The organism is Clostridium sp. CF012 (assembly GCF_018861755.1).
In the GTDB taxonomy this organism is placed as follows: Bacteria; Bacillota; Clostridia; order Clostridiales; family Clostridiaceae; genus Clostridium_AD.
Window position 1 is genome coordinate 128,746 of record NZ_JAHLEF010000001.1, and the last position, 22,159, is coordinate 150,904.

Genomic DNA, 22,159 nt, shown 5'->3' on the forward strand with positions numbered 1-22,159 from the left:
TAATCACTCCCTTATAATACTTTCATTATAACTTAATATAATATATTAATCTATTAGCCACATTCAAAATAAATAAAATAATTTAAATAAATGCATAGATTTATGTAGTAAGTTTTCTTATAAAGGTAAAAACGTGGGAAAAGCAAAAGAGAATCCCAATAAAGGAATTCTCTTTTGCTTAATTATGAATTAATAGTTTCCTTGTGCATGCATTGCTTCTGCAACCCTTACAAATCCTGCAATGTTAGCGCCTTTAACTAGGTTATAACCAAATCCGAATTTTTCAGCAGAATCTCTACAATTTTTGTATATATTCAACATAATTGCATGTAATTTTGCATCAACTTCTTCATCTGTCCATGATAATCTCATACTATTTTGACTCATTTCAAGTGCTGATGTAGCTACACCGCCTGCATTTGCAGCCTTAGATGGTCCTACTTTAACTCCCATTTCTAAGAAGTAATCAACAGCTTCGTTAGTACATGGCATATTAGCACCTTCACAAACCATTGTTATTCCGTTTGCTACTATTTGTTTAGCATGCTGAATATGAATATCGTTTTGTGTTGCACATGGTATTACTATATCAACTTTTACTCCCCATGGCTTTTCTCCAGCGAAGAATTCACAACCATACTTGTCAGCATAGTCTTTAACTCTTGCGCCTTTGTTTACACGTAACATTTCAACCATGTAATCTACTTTTTCTCCTAGTACTCCAGCTGGGTCATATATGTATCCGTCTGGTCCAGAAAGTGTTACTACTTTACCACCTAATTGTTCAACTTTTTTACAAAGACCCCAAGCAACGTTTCCAAAACCTGAAGTAGCTACTGTTTTGCCTTTGAAATCTGTTCCTTCATGTTTAAGCATTTCTTCACAGAAATAAGCTATACCGAAACCTGTAGCACTTGGTCTTCCTAAACTTCCACCATAGGATAAACCTTTTCCTGTAAGAACTCCATTTTCGAAATTCCCTTTAATTCTTCTATATTGTCCAAATAAGTAACCGATTTCTCTTCCGCCAACACCAATGTCTCCAGCTGGAACGTCCACATCTGGTCCTATGTGTCTATAAAGCTCAGTCATAAAGCTTTGGCAGAATCTCATTATCTCATCATCTGATTTTCCTTTTGGATCGAAATCAGAACCACCTTTACCTCCACCTATTGGAAGTCCAGTTAATGAATTCTTTAATATTTGTTCAAATCCAAGGAATTTAATTATTCCTATGTAAACTGATGGATGAAATCTTAAGCCACCTTTAAAAGGTCCTATACATCCATTAAATTGTACTCTAAAACCACGATTGACCTGATTAACACCTGCATCATCTACCCATGGTACTCTAAACATAATTTGTCTTTCTGGTTCACAAAATCTTTCTAAAAGGTTTGCTTCAATATACTCTGGGTGTTTTTCTAAAACTGGCCCTAAAGATCCCAATACCTCTTCTACTGTTTGTATAAATTCAGGCTCATTAGAATTTCTCTTTTTAACATTGTCTATTACCTGTTGAATATAAGCTTTTGTCTCCATAACTTAATCCCTCCTAAAAATGAATGTTTAATTTCAGTTTAATATTTATTTTGCATATTAAACTGCTTTATAATTAGTATATTCTATATGTTTTTCGATAATCCTTCTTTATTTCTTAAAAAAAAATATTATTTCTAAAAAAAGAGTAAACATTTACATATACTTAGTCTAAAGGAATATTCTAGATAATTTATCTTTCATTTTTGTCTTTATATGAATAAACTTGATATTCTTCCCATATGCTCTCCAAAGTAGAAAATGTTCTTGAAATTTTTTCTTTTTCTCGAAGTCCTACAGCAATAATTAATGCATTTATTACACTAAGTGGTGCAACTAAAGAATCAACAAAAGAAGCCATATTACTTTGGGCTATTAATGTATAGTCAGCTTTAGCCGCAAGTGGAGATAATAAACTATCTGTAATTGCTACAACATCCGCATTTCTACTTTTAGCAAAGGCTAAAGCTTCAATTGTTCTTGTAGCGTACCTTGGAAATCCTATTCCAATCAATACGTCTTCTTCTGAAACATTAATTATTTGTTCAAATATATCACTAACACCATAGGCAACGACTTTAACATTATCTAAAATAAGATTTAGATAAAAAGCCAAAAACTCAGCTAGGGCAGAAGAACTTCTAAGTCCAATTATGTATATTTTTTTTGCTTTAAATAATGAATTTACTACATCCTCAAAGGTTTTATGATTAATCTTTTCAAGGGTAGCCCGAATATTTTCCATGTCAGCTTTTAATACACCTTTTAATGCATTTTCTTGTGTAATGAAGTCATTAGATAGCTCAATTCTTTGCACTGTTGTTAATTTATTTTTAATCAATTCTTGAAGAGATTTTTGCAGTTTTGGATAACCACTAAATCCTAACTCATTAGCAAATCTTACAACTGTAGACTCACTTACCCCTACACTAGATCCTAATTTTGCAGCCGTCATAAAGGCAGCCTTATCATAGTGCTTTAAAATGTATTCCGCTATTAATTTTTGTCCTTTGCTTAAACGCGGAAATTTTACTTGAATAGACCTCATTAAATCTTGTTTATTATTTTCCATAATAACCCCCAACCCTTCTATGTTAACTTCAAATAAATGAAGTAAATATTTCATTTGTTTATTTAATGAAATATTTACTTCATTTTATCATTTATTGAACATAGTTTCAACGAATTATTCATTTTTATAATATTTTAGCTGTCTTTTTATTTTAAACATCCGAAATTTCCTTGATATTACCTTGATTTCTTCAAATCACTACTGACATTTAATAATTATAGATTCTTCAAATATCTTATTTCTTCTTCAGTCAAGTTTCTCCATTCACCTTTTTCCATATTTCCAAGTGTAATCTCACCAACTGAAACCCTTTTTAATGCAATAACTGGATGCTCTATAGCCTCACACATTTTTCTAATTTGACGATTCTTACCTTCATGAATAGTAATTGTAACCTTGCTGTTAAATCCAATTCTCTTATTCGTTTCAAAGTTTGCTCCTGCTGTAATATATCCGTCAATATCTATACCATTACAGAACTTAAATATTTCTTCCTCTGTTGCGCAACCTTCTAATAAAGCTATATATACTTTATTAATTGCTTGTTTTGGATGAATTACCCTATTATAGATATCCCCATCATTGGTTAATATAATTAAACCGGATGTATCATAGTCTAAACGCCCTATAGGGTATATCCTTTCTTTTGTCTTCACTAAGTCTAAAATAGTTTTTCTTTCTTTTTCATCTTTTACAGTAGATACTATTCCCTCTGGTTTATTTAATGCAATGTAAACCTTATTTTCTTCTATATTGATAATTTTATTATCTACATATACAGTATCTTTATCAGGATCAACCTTTTGTCCAAGTTCTGTAACTACAAAATCATTTACTTTTACTCTCCCGCCTGTAATTATTTCCTCACATTTTCTTCTTGAAGCAACCCCACATCTAGCCATGAATTTTTGCAAACGTTCTTCCACTATACCACTTCCTAATATTATTTTAATTACTATATAAATAAGTCTTCATAAAGAAGTATATAAGTATATTAGTAAAAAATCAATTGTCGAAATATTTTTTCATTTTATTACCACCTCTAAAGTAGAAATTTGTAATATATTCAACTCCTATTTCTTTTAATTTGCCTAATGCTATAATATATACATAATACAATATTTAAATTGCAGAATAAGAGGAGGATATATTATGGATTTTATGAATTACTACATGCCAACAAAAATATTACTAGGTGAAGAGTTAGTATTAAAAAATAGCAGCTTATTTAACAATTATGGACAAAAGGCTTTAATTGTAACGGGTAAAACATCTTCAAGCATAAATGGTTCATTAAAAGATGTAACGAGTGCTTTAAAGAAGGAAGGCATTGTATATGATATTTTTAATAGTGTAGAAGAAAATCCCTCTTTAGAAACTGTAGAAAAAATTGCAGACCTGGGAAGAGCGCAAAACTCTGATTTCATTATCGGGATTGGAGGTGGCTCTCCCATTGATGCCTCAAAAGCAGCAGGCGTGCTAATAAATAATCCAGCTGCTACAAGATATAATTTGTTTGATAGTCCAAATTTAAAATCTATACCGATAATTGCCCTGCCAACCACAGCTGGAACTGGAAGTGAAACAACTCCTTATTCTATAGTTACAGATAATGAGATGCAAACAAAGCGTGGTATATGTCAAAGAGTATTCCCTGAATATGCTCTGCTAGATGTAAAATATCTAATGTACTTACCAGAGCAAATAACTATAAATACTTCAATAGATGCACTATCCCATTTAATAGAAGGATATCTGTCTTCAAATGCAAATGTATTAAGTGATGCCCTAGCCGAAAAGGGATTAAAATTGTTTGGAGAATGCTTAAATATGATAAAAGAAAAAGATTTTACTTATATAGTGAGAGAAAAGTTAATGCTCGCGTCTTCCATAGCTGGTATGGTAATAGCTCAAGCTGGAACATCTCTTCCTCATGGCATGGGTTATGCACTTACATATTTTCATAATATACCCCATGGAAAAGCAAATGGAGTACTTTTAAAATCCTATTTAGAATTTTGCTTGGATGAAAATAAGGTTCGAAAAATTTTATATCTATTAACCCTAGAAAATTTAGACGACCTGGGTAATTTCTTAAATGCTATGCTTGGGTATATAAATACTGTAAGTTTTGAAGAAATGTGTTCTTATGCAGTCATAATGGCTTTAAACAAGGATAAATTAAAAAATCACCCTGCACATGTGAAAAGAGAAGATATACTTAACATATATAAGGAAAGTTTAAAATATAAATAGTAAAAGCTTATATTACTAGATTCTTAAAAAAGCATTAGTAATCCTAAAGTAAATTAGAATTACTAATGCTTTTTTACTGGAATTTACACAGTATCCCTTTTTATTCAAGGTCCCTTTTTTAAGACATTAAAAATAATAGACACACTATCAGTACAATTCCAAATATAAATAATGAATAAGTTAAACTATTCATGTTATACCCTATTTCTTCTATTTTCCTTTTGATATTTATTAATTCTGACTTTTCCCCTTCAATATCAATTTTACATATGTTAGCTTTAGTACTAAATAACACAATAAATCTGCTTATCATTCTTCTTATAATAGATTTTCTATGATCAATTTCTATTTTACTAATTGAATCAATACCACTACCTATAAAAGTAACACTATTAACTACTGCACCGTCAATTAAATGAAATATAATTGAACTAACAAAAATGAAACTTTTCCCTAAAGGCACATATATATGTTTCTCTAAGCTGATCCAATTTAAAGAAGGGTTCACATAGTACCAATTAGTACCTTCACCTTTTTTTAACATTCTTCTTATAAATCCCATATAAATTATGATTCCAATTAATATTATAATCATGGAACTTTTAGTATTATCAAAAGTGTAGAAATTTACTACTAGTGGTTGTGCATTTCCAAAGGGCTTCAAGGCTTTATCTAACACGTGTAATATTACATTCGGGTTAAGTCCAATATAGATACTCATTAAACTAAGTATAACCATTGGAACTAGCGCCCTTTTGCTTATCCTTGCCTTTACCTTTTCAAAATCATGATTACTCTTTTCTATAAATACAGCTACAAATATCTTCAGCAAATAGGCTACAGTAAAACTACTACTTATTATAAACACAATTTCACATATTTTAAAAAATGCCCCACTATACATATGCTGCGCTTCTATAATTGCCTCATGTAACATAGTTTTACTGGTGAACCCATTGAAGCCTGGCATTCCTATAACTGATAAAACACCAATAAAAAATAATATCTTTAGTACATGTTTATGAATTCCAAAGCCACCAATTTTGTTTATGCTAACTTCATTTAGTATCAGATATATGGTTCCTGTACCCATAAATAGTAGAGCTTTAAAAATTCCATGGTTTATAACGTGATACAAGGTACCATAAATAGCTATAGTTCTATGCTCTTTCAAAATCCCTATGAGTCCTATTCCAACAAGAATATATCCAATTTGGCTCATGCTGCTATATGCAAGGATTCTTTTAATGTTTCTCTGCATCATGGCGAGAAAACCACCAATGAACATATTTAGAAAACCTAACACTAAAATAATAATAGAAATTATAAAATCTCCACTCATAATTACTTCAATAGTTACTATAATTCCAAATATACCGGTTTTAGCTAAAACTGCAGATAACACAATTGTTGCTGGTGTTGGTGCTGCAGTATATGCCTTTGTTAACCATATATGTAATGGTACCATTCCTGCTTTTACGCCGAAGCCTATAATAATTAAAGATACAATAAGATACTTTATATCGCCGAGGCTACTTACTAAAAGTCTCAATTCACTAATATCTAATGTCTGAGTATAATTATACAGTAAAAATAATCCCATAAGCAGAATAAGCCCGCCCGTCACCGCCATTACAATATATGTATTGCCTGCATCATGGGAATAGTCGTCTTCATCGTTAATTATTAATGCATAAGATGTAAAAGACATAATTTCAAAGAAAGTGAATAAGTTTAAAAAATTTTCTGATATGAAAATTCCAATAGTGCTTGCTAAAGTTAGCATAAAAAACAAATAATATCTATTTCTGTTTTTATGATTCACTAAATACTGCGTTGAATACAGTGTAGTTAAAAACCATATCATAGCTGTTAGCCAAACAAAAACATATCTAAACATATCTAATTTCAAATGAAGCCCTGTACCCATAACATAAGGTATAGATATTTCTATTTGTTGTACTACAACATATTTATATAATATAGTGGTAACCACAAACACAATAGTTGTCATTAGAACATTAAAAACATCCCTATATTTTTCATTTTTCCGGCCTATAGTAAAACCTATAAAAGAGCCGATCAATGGAAATAGCAAAATAAAAAGTAAATACATAGTTGGGTTCAATATAATACCCTCCTTTCTTAAATTACCTCACTAGCAATTTTCTGTATAAATGAGATAATCATATTCGGAAATAGTCCAAGTAAAATTACTAGGATGGTTATGGCAACTATAGGTACTAACATTTTCATTGGTGGTTCCTTAACTATAGTGTCCTCTCCTTTTTTGAAAAAAGCTTCAGTTATAACTGGTAAAAGGTATAGCGCCGTTAATAATGCACTTAAAAGCAAAATTGCGGGGAAAATCATTTTCCCAGCTGTAAGACCACCTTGAGCCAAATACCACTTACTAACAAACCCGTTTGTTGGTGGAATTCCGATTAATGATATAGCAGCTATACCAAAACACGCCATTGTGATTGGCATCTGTTTGCCAATACCTCTAATTTGACTAATATCCGTTTTGCCCGTGGTGTACATTATCGCTCCCACACAGAAAAAAAGTACAATTTTAATTAGTGCATGATTAATTAAATGAAGGAGACTTCCAACAAATGCATCTTCATTTAAAAGAACTATACCGAGTAAAACATATCCTAATTGGCTAATAGTTGAGTAAGCCAATCTCTTTTTTAGATTTTCTTGATGCAAGGCTAAGAAAGAGCCCAATAAAATTGAAAGTACTATTAAAATACTTAAAAATATATTTACATGAAGCGCCTTAATTATTTCCGTTCCAAAGATAAAATAGCTCAAACGCACAATAGCAAAAACCCCTGATTTTACAACTGCAACTGCATGAAGCAGGGCACTAACTGGTGTTGGTGCCACCATTGCTGCAGGTAGCCATGAATGAAAGGGTACCAGAGCTGCTTTAACTCCAAACCCTAAAAACATAACAACATAGCTTATTACGTATAGATTCCTATTATCATTTGTTATTGCTGGCAGAATGCCCCCAGCACTAAATGTGGTATCCTTTGTAATACTGAATAATAAAATCATTCCAAGCAAAACTAATGTAGCTCCTACAAAGGAATATATCAGATATTTTTTTCCGCTTTTTAGTGCTTCTTTAGAATCTGTATGTATTACAAGGGGAAACGTTGACAGGGTAAGCAGTTCATAAAAAGTGTAAAGTGTTATAAGATTTCCTGAAAAAGCAATTCCCATGGTTACCCCAAGTGTTGCAAGAAAAAAAGTAAAGAATCTTCTTTCCTTTCCTTCGTGCTTCATATATTCCATAGCATAAAAGGCAGTGAAAATCCATAAGATTGCTACTAATAAAGAAAACAAAATACTTAACTTATCTATTCTAAAATAAATATCTAAAAATTCATTTAATTTAAATAGATGAACTCTACTTTCCCCATATAAATAAAATATAGTAACTAGAAAAACAAAATTTAATGTAACACCTATACTGACAAAAATATTTCTTTGCTTTTCATCAAATTTTATAGTTGCCATAATTATTGCCAATATAAATGGAAATAAAATTGGTATTATTATTGTAATATTATTCAAACTATAAGTACCTCCTCTACTGAAGCCCTAGACTAATTAGATTTATAATACCTTTGGATGCTGCTCCCACGTAAATCATGGAAATCACTAGAAAAATTACGGGCATCAATTCTTTTAAAGGTTTACTTTTAGATTTATATACTTTACCTTGCAAATTTTCTTCTCCAAAAAATGCATTTATAACAATTGGAAAATAATATACTGCGTTTAATAAACTACTAAGCAAGATAACAGCAATTAAAATCGTATTACCAGCTGCTATGGTGGCCAGTGATAAGTGCCACTTACTTATAAATCCAGGCAATATTGGAATTCCTATCATAGATAGTGCACCTATAGAAAATAATCCTAGGGTTAAGGGCATTTCCCTACCTATCCCCTTTAAATGTTCTAAGGTTTTATGCCCTGTTTGTTCTATCATTGCTCCAACTAGTAAAAACAGTGCTGATTTAGTTACCGCATGCCCAATAATATGAAATATAGCAATGGAAATTCCTAAATCTGTTCCAATACCTATACCTAAAAATATATACCCCATTTGTGCCACAGTAGAATAGGCTATAACTCTTTTTATATTCTTTTGAAAGATAGCAAAAACTGAGCCCATTATCATACCTAAACTCCCTAATATAAGTATAATATTTAAAACTGAATAATGATTAAGTATTTCCATTCCAAAGACTCTATATAATACCTTAATCAAAAGTAATACAAAGGCCTTTAATACTAATGAAGATAAAATTGCACTTGAGGAAGTAGGTGCACTTGAATGAGCATCTGGAAGCCAATTGTGAAGTGGAAACATGGCACTCTTAACTCCCAGACCAATAATAAATAAAACTATAGCAATTAGCACTGCATTTGGGTAGTTTAAGTAGCCTTTAATTAATTCTCTATGAATGTAGTCTATATTCAAATGTCCAGTCATTGAGTACAAATATGCAATTCCCATAAGTACAAGACCAGATCCGAGGCAGCTCATAATTAAATATTTCATAGTTGCTTTCATGTTCTCCTTTTCATCTTTGACAATAATAGTGCCACAAGACGCTAGAGTTCCTACTTCTATAAATACAAAACAGTTAAACAAATCATTAGAATATACTACGCCCAGTAAAGAACCAATTAAAATGTTTATAAGCAAATAATATAAACCTACCTTGGACTCTTTTATTTCTTTTTCTATACTATAGATTGAATACCAAATTATCATAAGTGCGACAAAGGTAAATAGTAGTCCCATCATGGCCTCTATTATTCCAATGCGAAATTCAATTCCATAGGGTGCATTAAAATGTCCGATTCTATACAAATACCCGCCTTTATCAATAACAAAATTTAAATTTATAAGAGCGAGTATCATGACTATTGTCATTGATACTAAACTAATACCTTTAGCAATTTTTGTTTTTTTAATTAAAGGCATTATAAACGCTGTAATAAACAAAATCAATATAATAGTAAGTGGAAAACTTTCAATGAATCTCATTTTAATCACTCCTCTTCTTAATAATTTCATCTAGCTCAATGCTACCGTATCCCTCATATAACTTTACTGTTAGCGCAAGAGCAAATGCTGTTGTACTAACTGCTACAACTATCCCCGTAAGCATAAGTGCAGAAGGAACAGGATTGATGTATCCTTGAACTCCTTTATGTGCTCCTATAATAATGGGGGCATCGCGTCCGACAATATATCCTTTTGCAATAAAAAATAAGAAAATTGCTGTATCCATTATGTTCATGCCAATTATTTTTTTTATTAAATTATTATTTAATAACAATATTGCAAACCCAACCCCAAACAGTATAATTGCTCCAGTCTCATAATAATTATTTATTAGTCCTTCCATAATTAAATTTCTCCTCCGTCAAATAAAGTGAAAAAAAAGTATATAGTTATTGCTACAATAAGTCCTACTAATATGTTTAATGGTAATAAAAACCCACCACTAAGTATGTTACCTGGTGTTCCCAAACCTGGTTGTGGCAAGTTTAAATGATTTCCACCAGTTATAAAGCTATATCCTTTTAATAGTCCATAAAATATAATAGACCCACAGAGAAAGGTTATTAATTTTGAGTAGGGTAATAAGTTATCTGTAAACTCCCCACCATAAATTATTCTATATAAGATGAAACTAGTACCTATAATTGTTCCACCTGCAAATCCGCCACCGGGGCTTAAATGTCCATATATAATTATATAAATTCCAAAAATCTGAATACAAGGTATTAGAACTTTACTCACTTCTTTTAAAATAGTACTTTTAAAAACAGTTTCATAAGTTTCTGTATCCTGAGCTTTCTTTTCCTTCTTTAAAAGTAATAAAACTACAATTGAAGCGGTAAACAATACACTTGCCTCAACAAAAGTGTCAAAAGCACGGTAATCTAAAATAATACCTGTAACAATATTCATTGCACCAGTTTCTTTTGTTGTTTTCTCTATATAATAATTTGAAACTTCATTTTTAGCAGGATTATCGGCTTGTCCAAATTTCGGAAGTTCATTAACCCCCAAAAGTAAAATCATAATTAAAGTTATTGTAATTCCAATAGATAAAAGTTTTTTCATTTTCTTACTCCTTTAATCCTCTTTAGTGTAAGTATAAATAGAATTGTAGTAATACCTGCTCCTACTGCGGCTTCTGTTATTGCCAAATCTGGTGCATTTAACTGTTGCCATAGTATTGTCATTATAAGGCTATAAACCATAAATACTATTATTGCACCAAGCAAACTTTTTATAGTGGAAACGGCTACAGCAGAGCCTATTAAAAATATCAGCATTATCACACTAAACATCTTCATGTTTTTTCACCCCATTTATTTTTCTAAGGGAAGCTTGCCTTGCATACTCGCCTTTAGCAATTAAGTGTGTAGCTGTTGGGTTTGCGATCCACACAAAAACAAGAATTAATATAATTTTTAAGCTAACTAAACTTACCCCCTCCAATACTACTAATGAAGATAGGCATAATATAGCCCCTAAAGTATCACATTTAGCCGCGCTGTGGGCTCTTGTAAAAACATCTGGAAATCTTATAATACCCAGTGTTCCAACCATGAAAAAGAATAACCCCCCAAAGAGGAATATAGTTACTATAATATCCTTCATATATTTTCCCCTCCTGTATTTCCAATAAATTTAGCAATTATTATAGAAGATAAGAAACTAATCAAAGCATATACTATTGCTACATCTACAAAATAAGTTTCTTTTAGTAAAATTGAAACTATGAGAATAAGTACAATAGTTTTAGTACCTATGACATTAATAGCAATAAGTCTATCTGCTGCACTTGGTCCCTTGATTGCTCGCAGCATACAAATAAAAATTGTAGCTGATAAAAATAAAATAGAAAAAATTAATATTCTACTCATAAATACCCTCCTCTACTTTCAAAATTACATTTTCAAAATCTGAATTAGTTAGGCCGAGAGCAAACTCATCTTTCAAACAATGTACCACAATTTTATCCCTATCTAGTGATATAGTTAAGGTTCCCGGAGTTAATGTTATTGAATTCGCAAAAATTGTTTTATGAAAATCGGATTTTATTTTTGTTCTAATTATTACTACCTGTGGTGATATTACTATTTGAGGGCTCAGAACTATTTTTGCTACATTAAAATTGGATACCAATATTTCCTTTATCAACTTAATTGTGTAGGATATCCACAGTAAAATATTTCTTTTAAAGTTTAACTGTCTGTTACTATGAACTAAATTCACATTTAAACTTGTAACTAATAAACTTATTATTATGCCAATACAAAGAGTTTCTGCTCTTACGTTTTCTGATAAAACAATCCAAAATAATAGATATAAAATTACAGTTCTATAATACATTTTAGACCCCCTCTATAACATTTTAAATTACTTTACTAATAATTAGCAATAACCATGCCATAAATTCAACTACAAAAAAATCAAGCTTACAAGCCATTGATTGTCAACGGTTTATAAACTTGATTTTTTTTATATTTAAAATAGTGGTTTATGAAAAATATAATTTTTTATTTAAAAATGCTCTAAAACGATACACTATATTATTATCACTTATCATTTTCTGTACCTTTTTGGAACACTTGTATCGTATCGATACAGAATTCATTATTATATAAACCAGTATTGCATACTGTATTTTGCGTTAATCAATATTTAAGTAGAAAGTTATCTTATTTATTAATAATCTTATATTTTTCCATCTTTCTATACAGTGTGTTTCTCCCTATACCTAATATTCTAGAAGCTGCTGCTATATTATCATTTACATCAATCAGCGTTTGCATAACAGCATTTTTTTCCATCTGTTCTAAGGTAAACAATTGCTTTGCACTACTTATTTCACCAATGTTTTCCTTTTCTTTTACATAGCTTGGTAAATTCTTTCCTGTAAGTGCACTATTATTCTCAGCTACATTTAATACAAGTTGCATAACATTTTGTAATTCGCGAACATTGCCGGGCCAATCATAATTTATCATACCTTCATAAAAGCTTGCACTAACTTTTTTTATATGCTTTTTATTGGTTTCGCTGAATTTCTCATAAAAATAATCAATAAATATCTTGATATCCTCTTTTCTTTCTCTAAGAGGCGAAATATAAATTGGCATAACATTTATTCTATAAAATAAATCACTTCGGAATTTTTCTAGTTCAACTTCTTTTTTTAAATCTTTGTTTGAGGCCGCTATAACTCTAACATTTATTGGTATAACATCATTTCCTCCAACTCTTACTACTTTATGATCCTCTAAAACCCTAAGCAAACTTATTTGAGCATCTAGTGGCATATCTCCTATTTCATCAAGAAATATTGTTCCTCCATCTGCAAGTTCAAATTTCCCTGGATGTCCACCCCTTTTAGCTCCAGTAAAAGCACCCTCAACATAACCAAAAAGTTCACTAGAAACTAAATCGCGAGGAATAGCACCACAATTTAAAAATACAAAGGGTCTACCTTTTCTTCTACTTGCATTGTGAATTGCTTGTGCAAACATTTCTTTTCCTGTACCACTCTCACCTTGAAGTAGTATAGTAGCATCAGTCTTCGCCGCAATTGATGCAAGTTTGGTTGAACGAGATATATTTTCGCTTTTTCCTAATATATCATCAAATGTAAATCTTGCATTAGCTCCAACTATTTTATTAATCATACTTAGAACCGCTTTATTTTCTTTAAAAGTAATTACCCCTCCACCTAAATCCGTAGAAGTAAAAAGCTTTATAGGGGTAACATTAACTATACAAGTTTTATTTCTACCCATTTTCGTAGTAAAATTTATTTCTTCCTCCTTATATCCTTTTCGCTTATTTATAGCGTTTATAATATCCTTTTGATTATTAGCAGATAAGACATCACTTATGTGCATATTATGAATGCCTTTTTCACTATATCCTAACAGTTTTCTTGCAAATCTATTCATACTAGTTATATTGCCTTGATTATCTATTCTAATAATGCCCTCAGAGATTGATTCTGTAATTTGATAAAATTGTTCATTTACTATTTTCAGCTTTTTATTGGAATACTCTAGTTTCATTTCTTTTTCTATGGCCTTTGCTGCAGCTACTACCATACCTAAAGTATGCGGATGAACAAATTCGCAGTTGCCTGTTATGCTTAACACCCCTAAAATCTCGCTGTTTTCATCTTTTATAGGACACGCAGAAGAAGTCCACTTATGATACTTATGTAAATAATGTTCTCCACCAAGTACTTGCATTGGCTCACCGGATATTAATGAAAGTCCAATAGCATTAGTGCCTATTACTTCTTCTTTTATATTATATCCATCTTGTAATAACAGAAATTTTTGCTGCCGTATTAAGCTATCTTCTCCAATATGCTCTAATACATATCCATCTCTATCAGTTAAGCGAATCATAAAATCCGAATTTTGTATCAAGTTATAGAGTGTCTGCATTAGTGGTTTAGCAGTTTCCAATAGGGGGAGGAATTCCTTATACTTCTTTTTTAAGTCATCTTCAGTAAGTTCAATGGGAAAACTCTTTTTAAAGGGATCTATACCATATAGTTTACTTCTTTCCCAAGAATGTGAAATAATGTCCCTAAGTCCTCCTTTGCTTAGAACACCTCCTGAAACAAATAATTTCCATTTTTTTATAATATCTTCATCATTGTCAAGTAGTATTTTAGTTGGCAAATATATACTCCTCCCTCATAAGGATCATGATATAATTCTATTATTTTATTATACATATTACTATTTATTTTGTCTAATAGTTAAAATAGTTATTTGAAATTAATTCCAGTTTACTCAGCACTAAAATTTTAAAAAAATTTAAATAAAAAAAACTCCTTGGAAAACCAAGAAGTCTCTAAAGTTAATTTAAACTTATAGTTTAATAATTTTAACTTAAATATCATTTAAATTAATGTGGCAATACCCTCCAGGATTCTTTTGTAGATACTTTTGATGATACTCTTCAGCATCATAAAAACAAGATAAAGGTTGTATTTCTGTAACTATGGGTTTATTATATCTACTTTGGACTTCATTTTTTGTTTTTAATATAATGTCTAAATCCAACTTATCAGTATAATAAACACCACTTCTATATTGACTTCCTATATCAGGTCCTTGTCTATTTGAAACTGTAGGATCTATTATACCCCAAAATTTATCTAATATTTTTTCAAGGGATATTAGGTTTTCATCGTAACTTATTAAACATGCTTCTGCATGACCTGTGTTTCCAAGACAAACCTCATTATATGTAGGGTCCACCTTTAAACCATTAGCATATCCAACCACAGTTTCAATAATACCATTTATTCTTATCATATAAGCTTCTACACCCCAAAAGCATCCTCCTGCTACAACAATAGTCTTCATAAACGCACCTCCATATTATATAAACTAGTACATATATATATTACTACAAATGCATTTTCTTTTCTAACTAATTGTATAAAATTATTACTAATAATAAATTTATACTACTGTTAGTTTTAATAGAAGAATTATACTATCTCTTTCTTTTTATCTAGAAATTTAAAATCCTCTGCTACAACTTCTGTACTATATCTTTTGTTCCCATCTTTATCTGTGTAGCTATTACTACAGAGTCTACCAGTTAGGCCAATTTGGCTTCCTTTACCTAAATATTTGCACATGGTTTCAGCTAGTGCATTCCAAACCAAAACACTTATAAAATCTGCTTCCTGTTGTGAGTCCTTACGTGGTGTTCTATTAATTGCTAACGTAAATTTAGTATAAAAACCTTTCCCATCGTTAAACTCTTTTAGTTCCAAATCTTTTGTTATCCTGCCTATTAATGATACGTTATTCATAATATCTCTCCTTTTTATTTAATAACTTTTAAAATTATTGACAACAAAAATAAATTTTATACAAACAAATGTTTGCTTATAAATTTATTATTTTTGGGCAACAAAAAACTTTCGCTTTCCTAAAATGCATCTAGAAAAGCGAAAGTATATTTTCTGGCAAAAATTTATTTACTGTAGTAAGTGTCTTTAATATGTTTTTCAATCTTCACTTTATCTCTCTTATCAAATGGGTTATTTGATATTGCTGTAACAAATAAATATGGAAAATTATTTTTTAAATGCTTCATATACATAACCCATTGGCTTACGCTTGCTCCATATACTCTTTTTATATCAATTGCTAAGTGTTCTTTTTCATCATCCCGTAGTTCTGATAAATTCCTTGAAGATAACTCATCTTCTAAATGAAAAACTGCCGTTAACAAATGAGTGAAAGTTTCATGTTCCAATAAATTCGGATTTTCTAATAACCTAAGTAAAAATCCTCTTTTGCTTAATAGAAACTCATTCATTTTCTCTAAATCGATTTTGTGAAATAGTATATCATAATTATAACTTTTGCACTTTTCTAATGCTTTTTTAAAATCTCTTTCTTCCCAACTTGGTTCAACTATAAAGGAACTTGCTATTTCATTAACATTTGGATCAATGGATGTGCAATATTTTAAAATAGTAGTTCCTACTTCATTAAAATATACACCTATTATTAAATTGAGCTTTTCTATTAAGGCTTCTCTCTCTCTTATTTTAATAACTCCATCTATAACTAATGATACAAATAAAATCTCAATAGGTATAAATGCTACGTCCCCTACAATATATAAGAATATATGATGTGCATCTCTAAAAATAAAATAGTGAAAACAATATAATAATGCTGATAAAAGTATCAATAATATAGAAAGCTTTAAACGCCAATTCGATTTCTTCATGTTTGTCTCCCTTTGAAAGTAAGAATATATGTATAATACTTTATTTATAGTTATTTATCAAATAATCTAAACTTTTATGATTATTTACAATGAAATATTGAAGCTTTTATGATTTTAGTTTCTCCTTGGTAGCTACTATGAATTTTAACATCTGAAGTGATCTCTTGCACTGTTCTAGTTACTAATGCTAAGTCACCACTATTGAGACTTATTTTTTTATTTATCCCTGTATCTATTTCTATAGCACCTTTCACTACGTAAAACGCTTCTGTGATTCCAGAGAATTTTTCATCATCATCATTCACATTAACGTCTTTAAACTCTCCTGCATTAACTGAAATCGCCTCTAATTTTCCATTGTAACCTTGCGCCAACATTAAATTAAAATCTGTAACCTTGCCAAAACTTGTTGTTATCCAGTCTCCGCTAAAGCTATCCTGCTGAAATGCTTTTAACACGGCATTGTGATGATCTTCATGTTCAAGAAGTAGCTCCCCTTCAATAACCATAATAAGCCTAGATATTCCCTGCAAGGGAGTAAATGTAGAAGATTCTACTTCAACCTTCGCAGAACTCAGCCTCCATTTAAAATTACGTTGTTCATATAGTGAAGTCTCAGGATAAATATAAAGCTGGGTTGTTGTACCACCAGACCATTCACTTGTTTTATGTTGATTCTTTCTAATTATTTCAATATTATAAGACATTTATATTGCCTCCCTGTATAATCTATTTATGCTTTATTTAGAAATTCAAAAGCAAAAATGGTTATCTTCAATTTATCAAAAATCATTTGAAGACAACCATCTTTAAATCCCAAGAAACATTAATAAAAAAAATAATAAGAGCTAAGAATATATTCAGAATTATACTTATCACATAATTTTTTCAAATAAAGCTTAACCTTTTCTTTATGTTCTAGATCCATTAGAAGTTTTTTAAAATGCGCTTGCTCTTTATCAGAAGCACTATCTTTTATATACCCCCAAACATGTTCGCAAGTATTTATAAAACTTCCATCCTCTACATCTAAATTTATTATTTCATCTGTATATTCATAGAATTCTTGAATACTACAATTATCTTTTACAAGGTGGCTACACTCTTTATAATATTTATAATTTCTTTCCATTAGCAGATATTTATATTTCGCCCACTGCTTTTCTATAACTACATGTTTTAATTTCTTATTCATATTACTGACTACAAGGTTGCATTTTATAGCTGAAATATCCTTATCTTTTACTTCTAGCATAATATCAATATTAAATTCTTTAACTTCTTCAAAGTATTCTAAAAATTCTTTAACCATTATTGTCTTTGAATGAGCTCCTACATGTTTATATAAATCTTGTTGACTATAGTGGACTTTTGGATTGCCATCTTCTTCTTTCCATGTTTTAGCTACTTTATCCATTATTTCTTTTATAGGCATCTCTATTTCATGGTTACACTTATGGTGAAGATTATCAAATATCACTGGTATATTAATTTCACCACTTACGAAAAGTAAATCAACAATATTGAATGTTCTATCATCGTTTTCAATTACAAGCCTTTTCTTTACTGATGGTGATAACCTTCTAAAATTTTCTATAAACCTATTCATAGCTAAAGCCTTATCTCCATAACCCCCACCAATATGAAGTATTATCTTATTGCTCCCGTCTACACCTAAAGCATCAAGGAATCTTGCATGGTATTCCAAATCTTTAATTGCTTTTGCTACAATGTCTTCTTTTTCGGCATTGAGCACGGTATACTGACCTGGATGCATAGAAACCCTCATGCCACATTTTTTTACATATTCACCTATTTCATTTAATTCATTTTTAAAATATTTATGCCAAGCCATTTCATTAACACTATGGCTTCCGAGTGGCACTATATCTGAGCTTATTCTAAATAACTTTATGTTATACTTTTCATTATTCTCTAATATTTCTCTCAAATCTATTAGATTTTGCTCTAATATCTCTAAAAGCATCGTTTCCGAAAAGTTTTTTAGAGTTAATCTTCTATTTGTTCTTGCATCTATTGTAAGTGGTATGCATGCATATCCTATTTTCATATTTTCCTCCTGCCCTAGTTTTATACTTATAAAAGCTACATTCATTGTCCACTTAAACGGCTGCTACGTATTCTCAAACGCATGAAGTTATCCTAAAGGTATATGAATGACCTAATGTTATTGTCCGTCCATATAGACCTATTTTCCACTTATTTAAATTTTATAATCTAAAACAATTTTTAAAATAGATCAATTAGATCTCCTGCGTTATTTTTCAACTTATCTATAGAGTGAATATACCTATTAGTAGTGGCTAAATTCTTATGTGCCGCAAAGTCCCGAACTTTTTCTACAGTAGCCCCTGCGAGTATCGCCAGTGTAATAGCTGTATGCCTAGTAGAGTGAACTTGCAAATTTTTATCTATACCTGCATTTTTACATACTTTTTTTATCATGTAATTTAAAGTGCTTGCATCTAATTTTTCTTTATTCTTGCCATTAGTTGAGTGACCAATAAATAAATACTCCTCCCCACAAGATAATTTATTTCTTTTAGTAATCAGAATATACTCATTAATCATAGCAAGGACGTTTGGTTGAAGTTTCACTATGTCCTCTTTACCACCCTTTCTCCTCACTTTAACTATATCATAACCGGTGTAAGTGGTAATATGCTTTATTTTAATATTTATAATCTCAGATTTTCTTAGTGCAGTGGTTAATGCAAGTACTAATATAGTTTTATTTCTATGACCTAAGATATTAGTTGTATCTATACTATCTAATAAAACCACACACTCATCTTTTGTTAAAAACTCAGTTTCCTTGTTATTTATAACTGGTTTTTCTTCTTTTAGACTTCCAAAGGGATTATATTTAATTATATGAATATCAGTGGAATTATCTTGGTATTTTAATAACCATTTATATAGTGCACTCAACGATGATATTTTTCTGTTTATAGTAGCGGAGGACATGCTTTTATCCATTAATTTTATTATATAATTTTGTGTATTTAATATAGACACCTTTTTAATATCTTCTAAGGTGATATCAGAAATAGAGTCCGCGCTGAAAAAATCTTTTATATCTCGCTCATAGCTTTTAGCAGTATATTTACTTTTTCTAGATTTAATCTCAAGAAAATACCATATAAAATGTTTATTGTCTAAAAATATTTTAGAATTAAAATTGTATTCTATAAGCTTATTTATCATATATATTCTCCCTTAATATTTTCCTTTTTCTATACAATTTAAAAAGCTACCAACAGTAAGTTAGCAGCTTTTTAAAGTATACGGACTACAAGGCATCTTTGACTTATTATCTTTTAGATGCCTAATTACTCTTCTAAGGAGCTAATTAGGTTTATTATTTCTTCTAAGGCTAACTTTTCATCAGCACCATTAGCTATAACGTTTACAAGGTTGTTAGGACCAACCCCTAGAGATAAAATACCTATTAGACTCTTAATATTAGCTTTTTTACCCATATATTCTAAACCTATATCTGATTTGAACGAAGCGGCTTTTCTTACTAATAATGTAGCTGGCCTTGCATGCAAGCCTTTTGGATTACTAACCATAACTTCTCTTGTTACCAATTCACTTCACCCCAATACTTTAATAATAGCATGAGCTTATATTAAAAAGTTTATCATTAACTCATACCATTATAATATCATTAAAAAGTACGTAAATCAATTTTAAATATTCAGAGGTTTAATTATTATCAATATTAATGTTATCGACAAATCTTTCTATTCTATCAATTCCATTTTTTATGTTTTCCATTGAAGTAGCATAGGATAGTCTAATAAAACTATCTGCTCCAAATGCTATACCTGGTATAACCGCAACTTTTTCTTTTTTAAGTAAAAGGTCTGAAAAATCCAGTGAATCTTTTATAATTTTCCCATCTACGGATTTATTTAAAACTTTGCATAAATTGACCATAACATAGAAAGCACCTTCTGGTTTCATGCAAGACAAATTATTAATACTATTAATTCTTTCTACCATATAATCTCGTCTTAGCTTAAATTGATCAACCATAATGCGAACATCACCTTGCTTACCGTTTATTGCTTCAACTGATGCATATTGAGAAATGGAGCTTGGATTAGAGGTAGTATGACTTTGTATGTTGGACATTAATGCGATTATTTCTGTGCTAGCAGCAGCATACCCTATTCTCCAGCCTGTCATAGCATAAGCCTTAGAAACACCATTGATTACAATAGTTCTATTATAAGCATCCTCAGAAAGACTTGCTATACTAATATGACCATTATCTCCATATACTAATTTCTCATAAATTTCATCTGATATTATGATTAAATCATTTGTTTTTGCAAAATCAGCAATTTCTATAAGTTCTTCCTTTGAATATACTGTTCCTGTAGGATTATTAGGACTATTTATTACTATTGCTTTAGATTTAGGAGTTATTGCTCTATTTAGGTTTTTGATTGTTAATTTAAATTTATGTATTTCTTCTGTTTGTACATATACAGGTTCTCCATCTGCTAATTTAACGAGTTCTGGATAACTTACCCAATATGGAACTCCAATTAAAACTTCGTCTCCTGGATTTAGAATAGTTTGAAAAACATTAGCTAAACATTGTTTTGCTCCAGTTGAAACTATAATTTGAGATGGTATGTAATTTAAATTGTTATCGATCTTTAATTTATTAATTATTGCCTGCTTTAGCTCAATAATACCTGATGTAGCTGTATATTTAGTCTTACCTTCTTGAATTGCTTTTATCGCAGCGTCTTGAATATTTTTTGGTGTATTAAAATCAGGTTCACCAGCACCAAAACCTATGACATCTATACCCTCTGCCTTCATCTTTTTTGCCTTTGCAGTTATATCCAATGTTAAAGATGGTGATATTTGTTTAGCTTTTTTAGATAATACCATTTTTTTACCCCCAACGCTTATATTATTTGTATATTTTTACATAAATTTGACTTAAATTAGATAATTGAATTATTGCCTTCATTTATAATTAAAATGAAGGATATAATTCATCTACTACTAATATATCATCTTTTTTTTGTATTGTAAATAGTACAGATCTACTCTAAATAGTGTGCACATTTCTATAAAAAAATAAAGAGCTTGTACTACAAGCCCTTTAAATATCTATTATCTAGGTTGTACTATTAATTTAATTGCAGTTTTTTCTTCGCCATCTATTATTACATCCGTAAATGCAGGTATACAAACTAAATCAACACCACTAGGTGCAACAAAACCTCTTGCTATAGCAATAGCCTTGACTGCTTGATTAATTGCACCAGCACCTATTGCTTGAATTTCTGCTGCTCCTTTTTCTCTCAGTACTCCTGCTAAGGCTCCTGCTACTGAATTTGGGCTCGATTTTGCTGAAACTTTTAATACTTCCATAATAAACCTCC

At 30.3% G+C, this 22,159-nt stretch carries 23 protein-coding genes; 1 reads left to right on the forward strand and 22 read right to left on the reverse strand.

What is annotated here, in order from left to right; all coding sequences use genetic code 11:
- Positions 1-189: 189 nt before the first annotated feature.
- The 3 genes from gdhA to KPL50_RS00655 all read right to left on the reverse strand — a co-directional run bounded on the left by gdhA (position 190) and on the right by KPL50_RS00655 (position 3,537).
- The gene (gdhA, locus tag KPL50_RS00645; RefSeq protein WP_216296507.1) at positions 190-1,542 is read right to left on the reverse strand and encodes an NADP-specific glutamate dehydrogenase; all 1,353 of its coding nucleotides are present in this window, start codon (positions 1,540-1,542) and stop codon (positions 190-192) included.
- A gap of 190 nt (positions 1,543-1,732) precedes the next feature.
- Positions 1,733-2,611, reverse strand: a complete 879-nt coding sequence (locus tag KPL50_RS00650; RefSeq protein WP_216296508.1) for a MurR/RpiR family transcriptional regulator — start codon at positions 2,609-2,611, stop codon at positions 1,733-1,735.
- A gap of 215 nt (positions 2,612-2,826) precedes the next feature.
- A complete protein-coding gene (locus KPL50_RS00655; RefSeq protein WP_216296509.1) occupies positions 2,827-3,537 on the reverse strand; it encodes a pseudouridine synthase in 711 nt (236 codons plus the stop codon).
- A 226-nt stretch (positions 3,538-3,763) separates the two neighbouring features.
- Here KPL50_RS00655 and KPL50_RS00660 point away from each other — a divergent pair, with 226 nt between their 5' ends.
- Positions 3,764-4,867 (forward strand): iron-containing alcohol dehydrogenase family protein, encoded by a 1,104-nt coding sequence (locus KPL50_RS00660; protein WP_216296510.1) that lies wholly within the window; start codon positions 3,764-3,766, stop codon positions 4,865-4,867.
- A gap of 118 nt (positions 4,868-4,985) precedes the next feature.
- Here the strand turns inward: KPL50_RS00660 and KPL50_RS00665 are convergent, their stop codons facing one another.
- The 19 genes from KPL50_RS00665 to KPL50_RS00755 all read right to left on the reverse strand — a co-directional run bounded on the left by KPL50_RS00665 (position 4,986) and on the right by KPL50_RS00755 (position 22,148).
- Positions 4,986-6,995, reverse strand: coding sequence for a complex I subunit 5 family protein (locus KPL50_RS00665; RefSeq protein ID WP_216296511.1), 2,010 nt, complete (start codon positions 6,993-6,995; stop codon positions 4,986-4,988).
- Between the two features lie 17 nt (positions 6,996-7,012).
- Positions 7,013-8,458 (reverse strand): complex I subunit 5 family protein, encoded by a 1,446-nt coding sequence (locus KPL50_RS00670; protein ID WP_216296512.1) that lies wholly within the window; start codon positions 8,456-8,458, stop codon positions 7,013-7,015.
- A 16-nt stretch (positions 8,459-8,474) separates the two neighbouring features.
- On the reverse strand, positions 8,475-9,947 hold the full coding sequence (locus tag KPL50_RS00675) for a complex I subunit 5 family protein (RefSeq protein ID WP_216296513.1): 1,473 nt from the start codon (positions 9,945-9,947) through the stop codon (positions 8,475-8,477).
- A 1-nt stretch (position 9,948) separates the two neighbouring features.
- Complete coding sequence (locus KPL50_RS00680) at positions 9,949-10,311, reverse strand: sodium:proton antiporter (RefSeq protein WP_216296514.1); 363 nt, start codon at positions 10,309-10,311, stop codon at positions 9,949-9,951.
- A 2-nt stretch (positions 10,312-10,313) separates the two neighbouring features.
- On the reverse strand, positions 10,314-11,036 hold the full coding sequence (gene mbhE, locus KPL50_RS00685; protein WP_216296515.1) for a hydrogen gas-evolving membrane-bound hydrogenase subunit E: 723 nt from the start codon (positions 11,034-11,036) through the stop codon (positions 10,314-10,316).
- Complete coding sequence (locus KPL50_RS00690) at positions 11,033-11,272, reverse strand: hydrogenase subunit MbhD domain-containing protein (RefSeq protein WP_216296516.1); 240 nt, start codon at positions 11,270-11,272, stop codon at positions 11,033-11,035. The genes mbhE and KPL50_RS00690 overlap by 4 nt, the downstream gene beginning before the upstream one ends.
- A complete protein-coding gene (mnhG, locus tag KPL50_RS00695) occupies positions 11,259-11,579 on the reverse strand; it encodes a monovalent cation/H(+) antiporter subunit G (protein ID WP_216296517.1) in 321 nt (106 codons plus the stop codon). Before mnhG ends, KPL50_RS00690 begins: the two co-directional genes overlap by 14 nt.
- Complete coding sequence (locus KPL50_RS00700) at positions 11,576-11,845, reverse strand: monovalent cation/H+ antiporter complex subunit F (protein ID WP_216296518.1); 270 nt, start codon at positions 11,843-11,845, stop codon at positions 11,576-11,578. Before KPL50_RS00700 ends, mnhG begins: the two co-directional genes overlap by 4 nt.
- The gene (locus KPL50_RS00705) at positions 11,838-12,314 is read right to left on the reverse strand and encodes a Na+/H+ antiporter subunit E (RefSeq protein ID WP_216296519.1); all 477 of its coding nucleotides are present in this window, start codon (positions 12,312-12,314) and stop codon (positions 11,838-11,840) included. Before KPL50_RS00705 ends, KPL50_RS00700 begins: the two co-directional genes overlap by 8 nt.
- A 329-nt stretch (positions 12,315-12,643) precedes the next feature.
- Positions 12,644-14,638 carry a sigma-54-dependent Fis family transcriptional regulator gene (locus tag KPL50_RS00710; RefSeq protein ID WP_216296520.1) on the reverse strand — a complete coding sequence of 665 codons (1,995 nt, stop codon included), beginning with the start codon at positions 14,636-14,638 and terminating at the stop codon, positions 12,644-12,646.
- 213 nt (positions 14,639-14,851) lie between these two features.
- Positions 14,852-15,331, reverse strand: coding sequence for a peptide-methionine (S)-S-oxide reductase MsrA (msrA, locus tag KPL50_RS00715; RefSeq protein WP_216296521.1), 480 nt, complete (start codon positions 15,329-15,331; stop codon positions 14,852-14,854).
- 128 nt (positions 15,332-15,459) lie between these two features.
- A complete protein-coding gene (locus KPL50_RS00720; protein ID WP_216296522.1) occupies positions 15,460-15,789 on the reverse strand; it encodes a single-stranded DNA-binding protein in 330 nt (109 codons plus the stop codon).
- 164 nt (positions 15,790-15,953) lie between these two features.
- Complete coding sequence (locus KPL50_RS00725) at positions 15,954-16,721, reverse strand: hypothetical protein (protein WP_216296523.1); 768 nt, start codon at positions 16,719-16,721, stop codon at positions 15,954-15,956.
- 80 nt (positions 16,722-16,801) lie between these two features.
- The gene (locus KPL50_RS00730; RefSeq protein WP_216296524.1) at positions 16,802-17,428 is read right to left on the reverse strand and encodes a HutD family protein; all 627 of its coding nucleotides are present in this window, start codon (positions 17,426-17,428) and stop codon (positions 16,802-16,804) included.
- A 119-nt stretch (positions 17,429-17,547) separates the two neighbouring features.
- The gene (uvsE, locus tag KPL50_RS00735; protein ID WP_216296525.1) at positions 17,548-18,792 is read right to left on the reverse strand and encodes a UV DNA damage repair endonuclease UvsE; all 1,245 of its coding nucleotides are present in this window, start codon (positions 18,790-18,792) and stop codon (positions 17,548-17,550) included.
- Positions 18,793-18,971: 179 nt separating this feature from the next.
- Complete coding sequence (locus tag KPL50_RS00740) at positions 18,972-19,949, reverse strand: tyrosine-type recombinase/integrase (RefSeq protein ID WP_216296526.1); 978 nt, start codon at positions 19,947-19,949, stop codon at positions 18,972-18,974.
- A gap of 125 nt (positions 19,950-20,074) precedes the next feature.
- The gene (locus KPL50_RS00745; RefSeq protein WP_253200395.1) at positions 20,075-20,335 is read right to left on the reverse strand and encodes an HPr family phosphocarrier protein; all 261 of its coding nucleotides are present in this window, start codon (positions 20,333-20,335) and stop codon (positions 20,075-20,077) included.
- A 118-nt stretch (positions 20,336-20,453) separates the two neighbouring features.
- A complete protein-coding gene (locus KPL50_RS00750; RefSeq protein ID WP_216296527.1) occupies positions 20,454-21,659 on the reverse strand; it encodes a pyridoxal phosphate-dependent aminotransferase in 1,206 nt (401 codons plus the stop codon).
- A gap of 228 nt (positions 21,660-21,887) precedes the next feature.
- Entirely contained in the window at positions 21,888-22,148 is a 261-nt protein-coding gene (locus KPL50_RS00755; RefSeq protein ID WP_216296528.1) for a stage V sporulation protein S, read from the reverse strand.
- Positions 22,149-22,159 lie beyond the last annotated feature (11 nt).

Excerpts from the sequence above, each read along its gene's own strand:
- KPL50_RS00660 (WP_216296510.1), top strand. The coding sequence starts at position 3,764 with ATGGATTTTATGAATTACTACATGCCAACAAAAATATTACTAGGTGAA.
- mbhE (WP_216296515.1), bottom strand. The coding sequence starts at position 11,036 with ATGAAAAAACTTTTATCTATTGGAATTACAATAACTTTAATTATGATT.
- uvsE (WP_216296525.1), bottom strand. The coding sequence starts at position 18,792 with ATGAAAATAGGATATGCATGCATACCACTTACAATAGATGCAAGAACA.
- msrA (WP_216296521.1), bottom strand. The coding sequence starts at position 15,331 with ATGAAGACTATTGTTGTAGCAGGAGGATGCTTTTGGGGTGTAGAAGCT.
- KPL50_RS00705 (WP_216296519.1), bottom strand. The coding sequence starts at position 12,314 with ATGTATTATAGAACTGTAATTTTATATCTATTATTTTGGATTGTTTTA.
- KPL50_RS00675 (WP_216296513.1), bottom strand. The coding sequence starts at position 9,947 with ATGAGATTCATTGAAAGTTTTCCACTTACTATTATATTGATTTTGTTT.
- KPL50_RS00680 (WP_216296514.1), bottom strand. The coding sequence starts at position 10,311 with ATGGAAGGACTAATAAATAATTATTATGAGACTGGAGCAATTATACTG.
- KPL50_RS00755 (WP_216296528.1), bottom strand. The coding sequence starts at position 22,148 with ATGGAAGTATTAAAAGTTTCAGCAAAATCGAGCCCAAATTCAGTAGCA.
- KPL50_RS00690 (WP_216296516.1), bottom strand. The coding sequence starts at position 11,272 with ATGAAGATGTTTAGTGTGATAATGCTGATATTTTTAATAGGCTCTGCT.
- KPL50_RS00750 (WP_216296527.1), bottom strand. The coding sequence starts at position 21,659 with ATGGTATTATCTAAAAAAGCTAAACAAATATCACCATCTTTAACATTG.
- KPL50_RS00725 (WP_216296523.1), bottom strand. The coding sequence starts at position 16,721 with ATGAAGAAATCGAATTGGCGTTTAAAGCTTTCTATATTATTGATACTT.
- KPL50_RS00720 (WP_216296522.1), bottom strand. The coding sequence starts at position 15,789 with ATGAATAACGTATCATTAATAGGCAGGATAACAAAAGATTTGGAACTA.
- KPL50_RS00730 (WP_216296524.1), bottom strand. The coding sequence starts at position 17,428 with ATGTCTTATAATATTGAAATAATTAGAAAGAATCAACATAAAACAAGT.
- mnhG (WP_216296517.1), bottom strand. The coding sequence starts at position 11,579 with ATGAAGGATATTATAGTAACTATATTCCTCTTTGGGGGGTTATTCTTT.
- KPL50_RS00650 (WP_216296508.1), bottom strand. The coding sequence starts at position 2,611 with ATGGAAAATAATAAACAAGATTTAATGAGGTCTATTCAAGTAAAATTT.
- KPL50_RS00700 (WP_216296518.1), bottom strand. The coding sequence starts at position 11,845 with ATGAGTAGAATATTAATTTTTTCTATTTTATTTTTATCAGCTACAATT.
- KPL50_RS00740 (WP_216296526.1), bottom strand. The coding sequence starts at position 19,949 with ATGATAAATAAGCTTATAGAATACAATTTTAATTCTAAAATATTTTTA.
- gdhA (WP_216296507.1), bottom strand. The coding sequence starts at position 1,542 with ATGGAGACAAAAGCTTATATTCAACAGGTAATAGACAATGTTAAAAAG.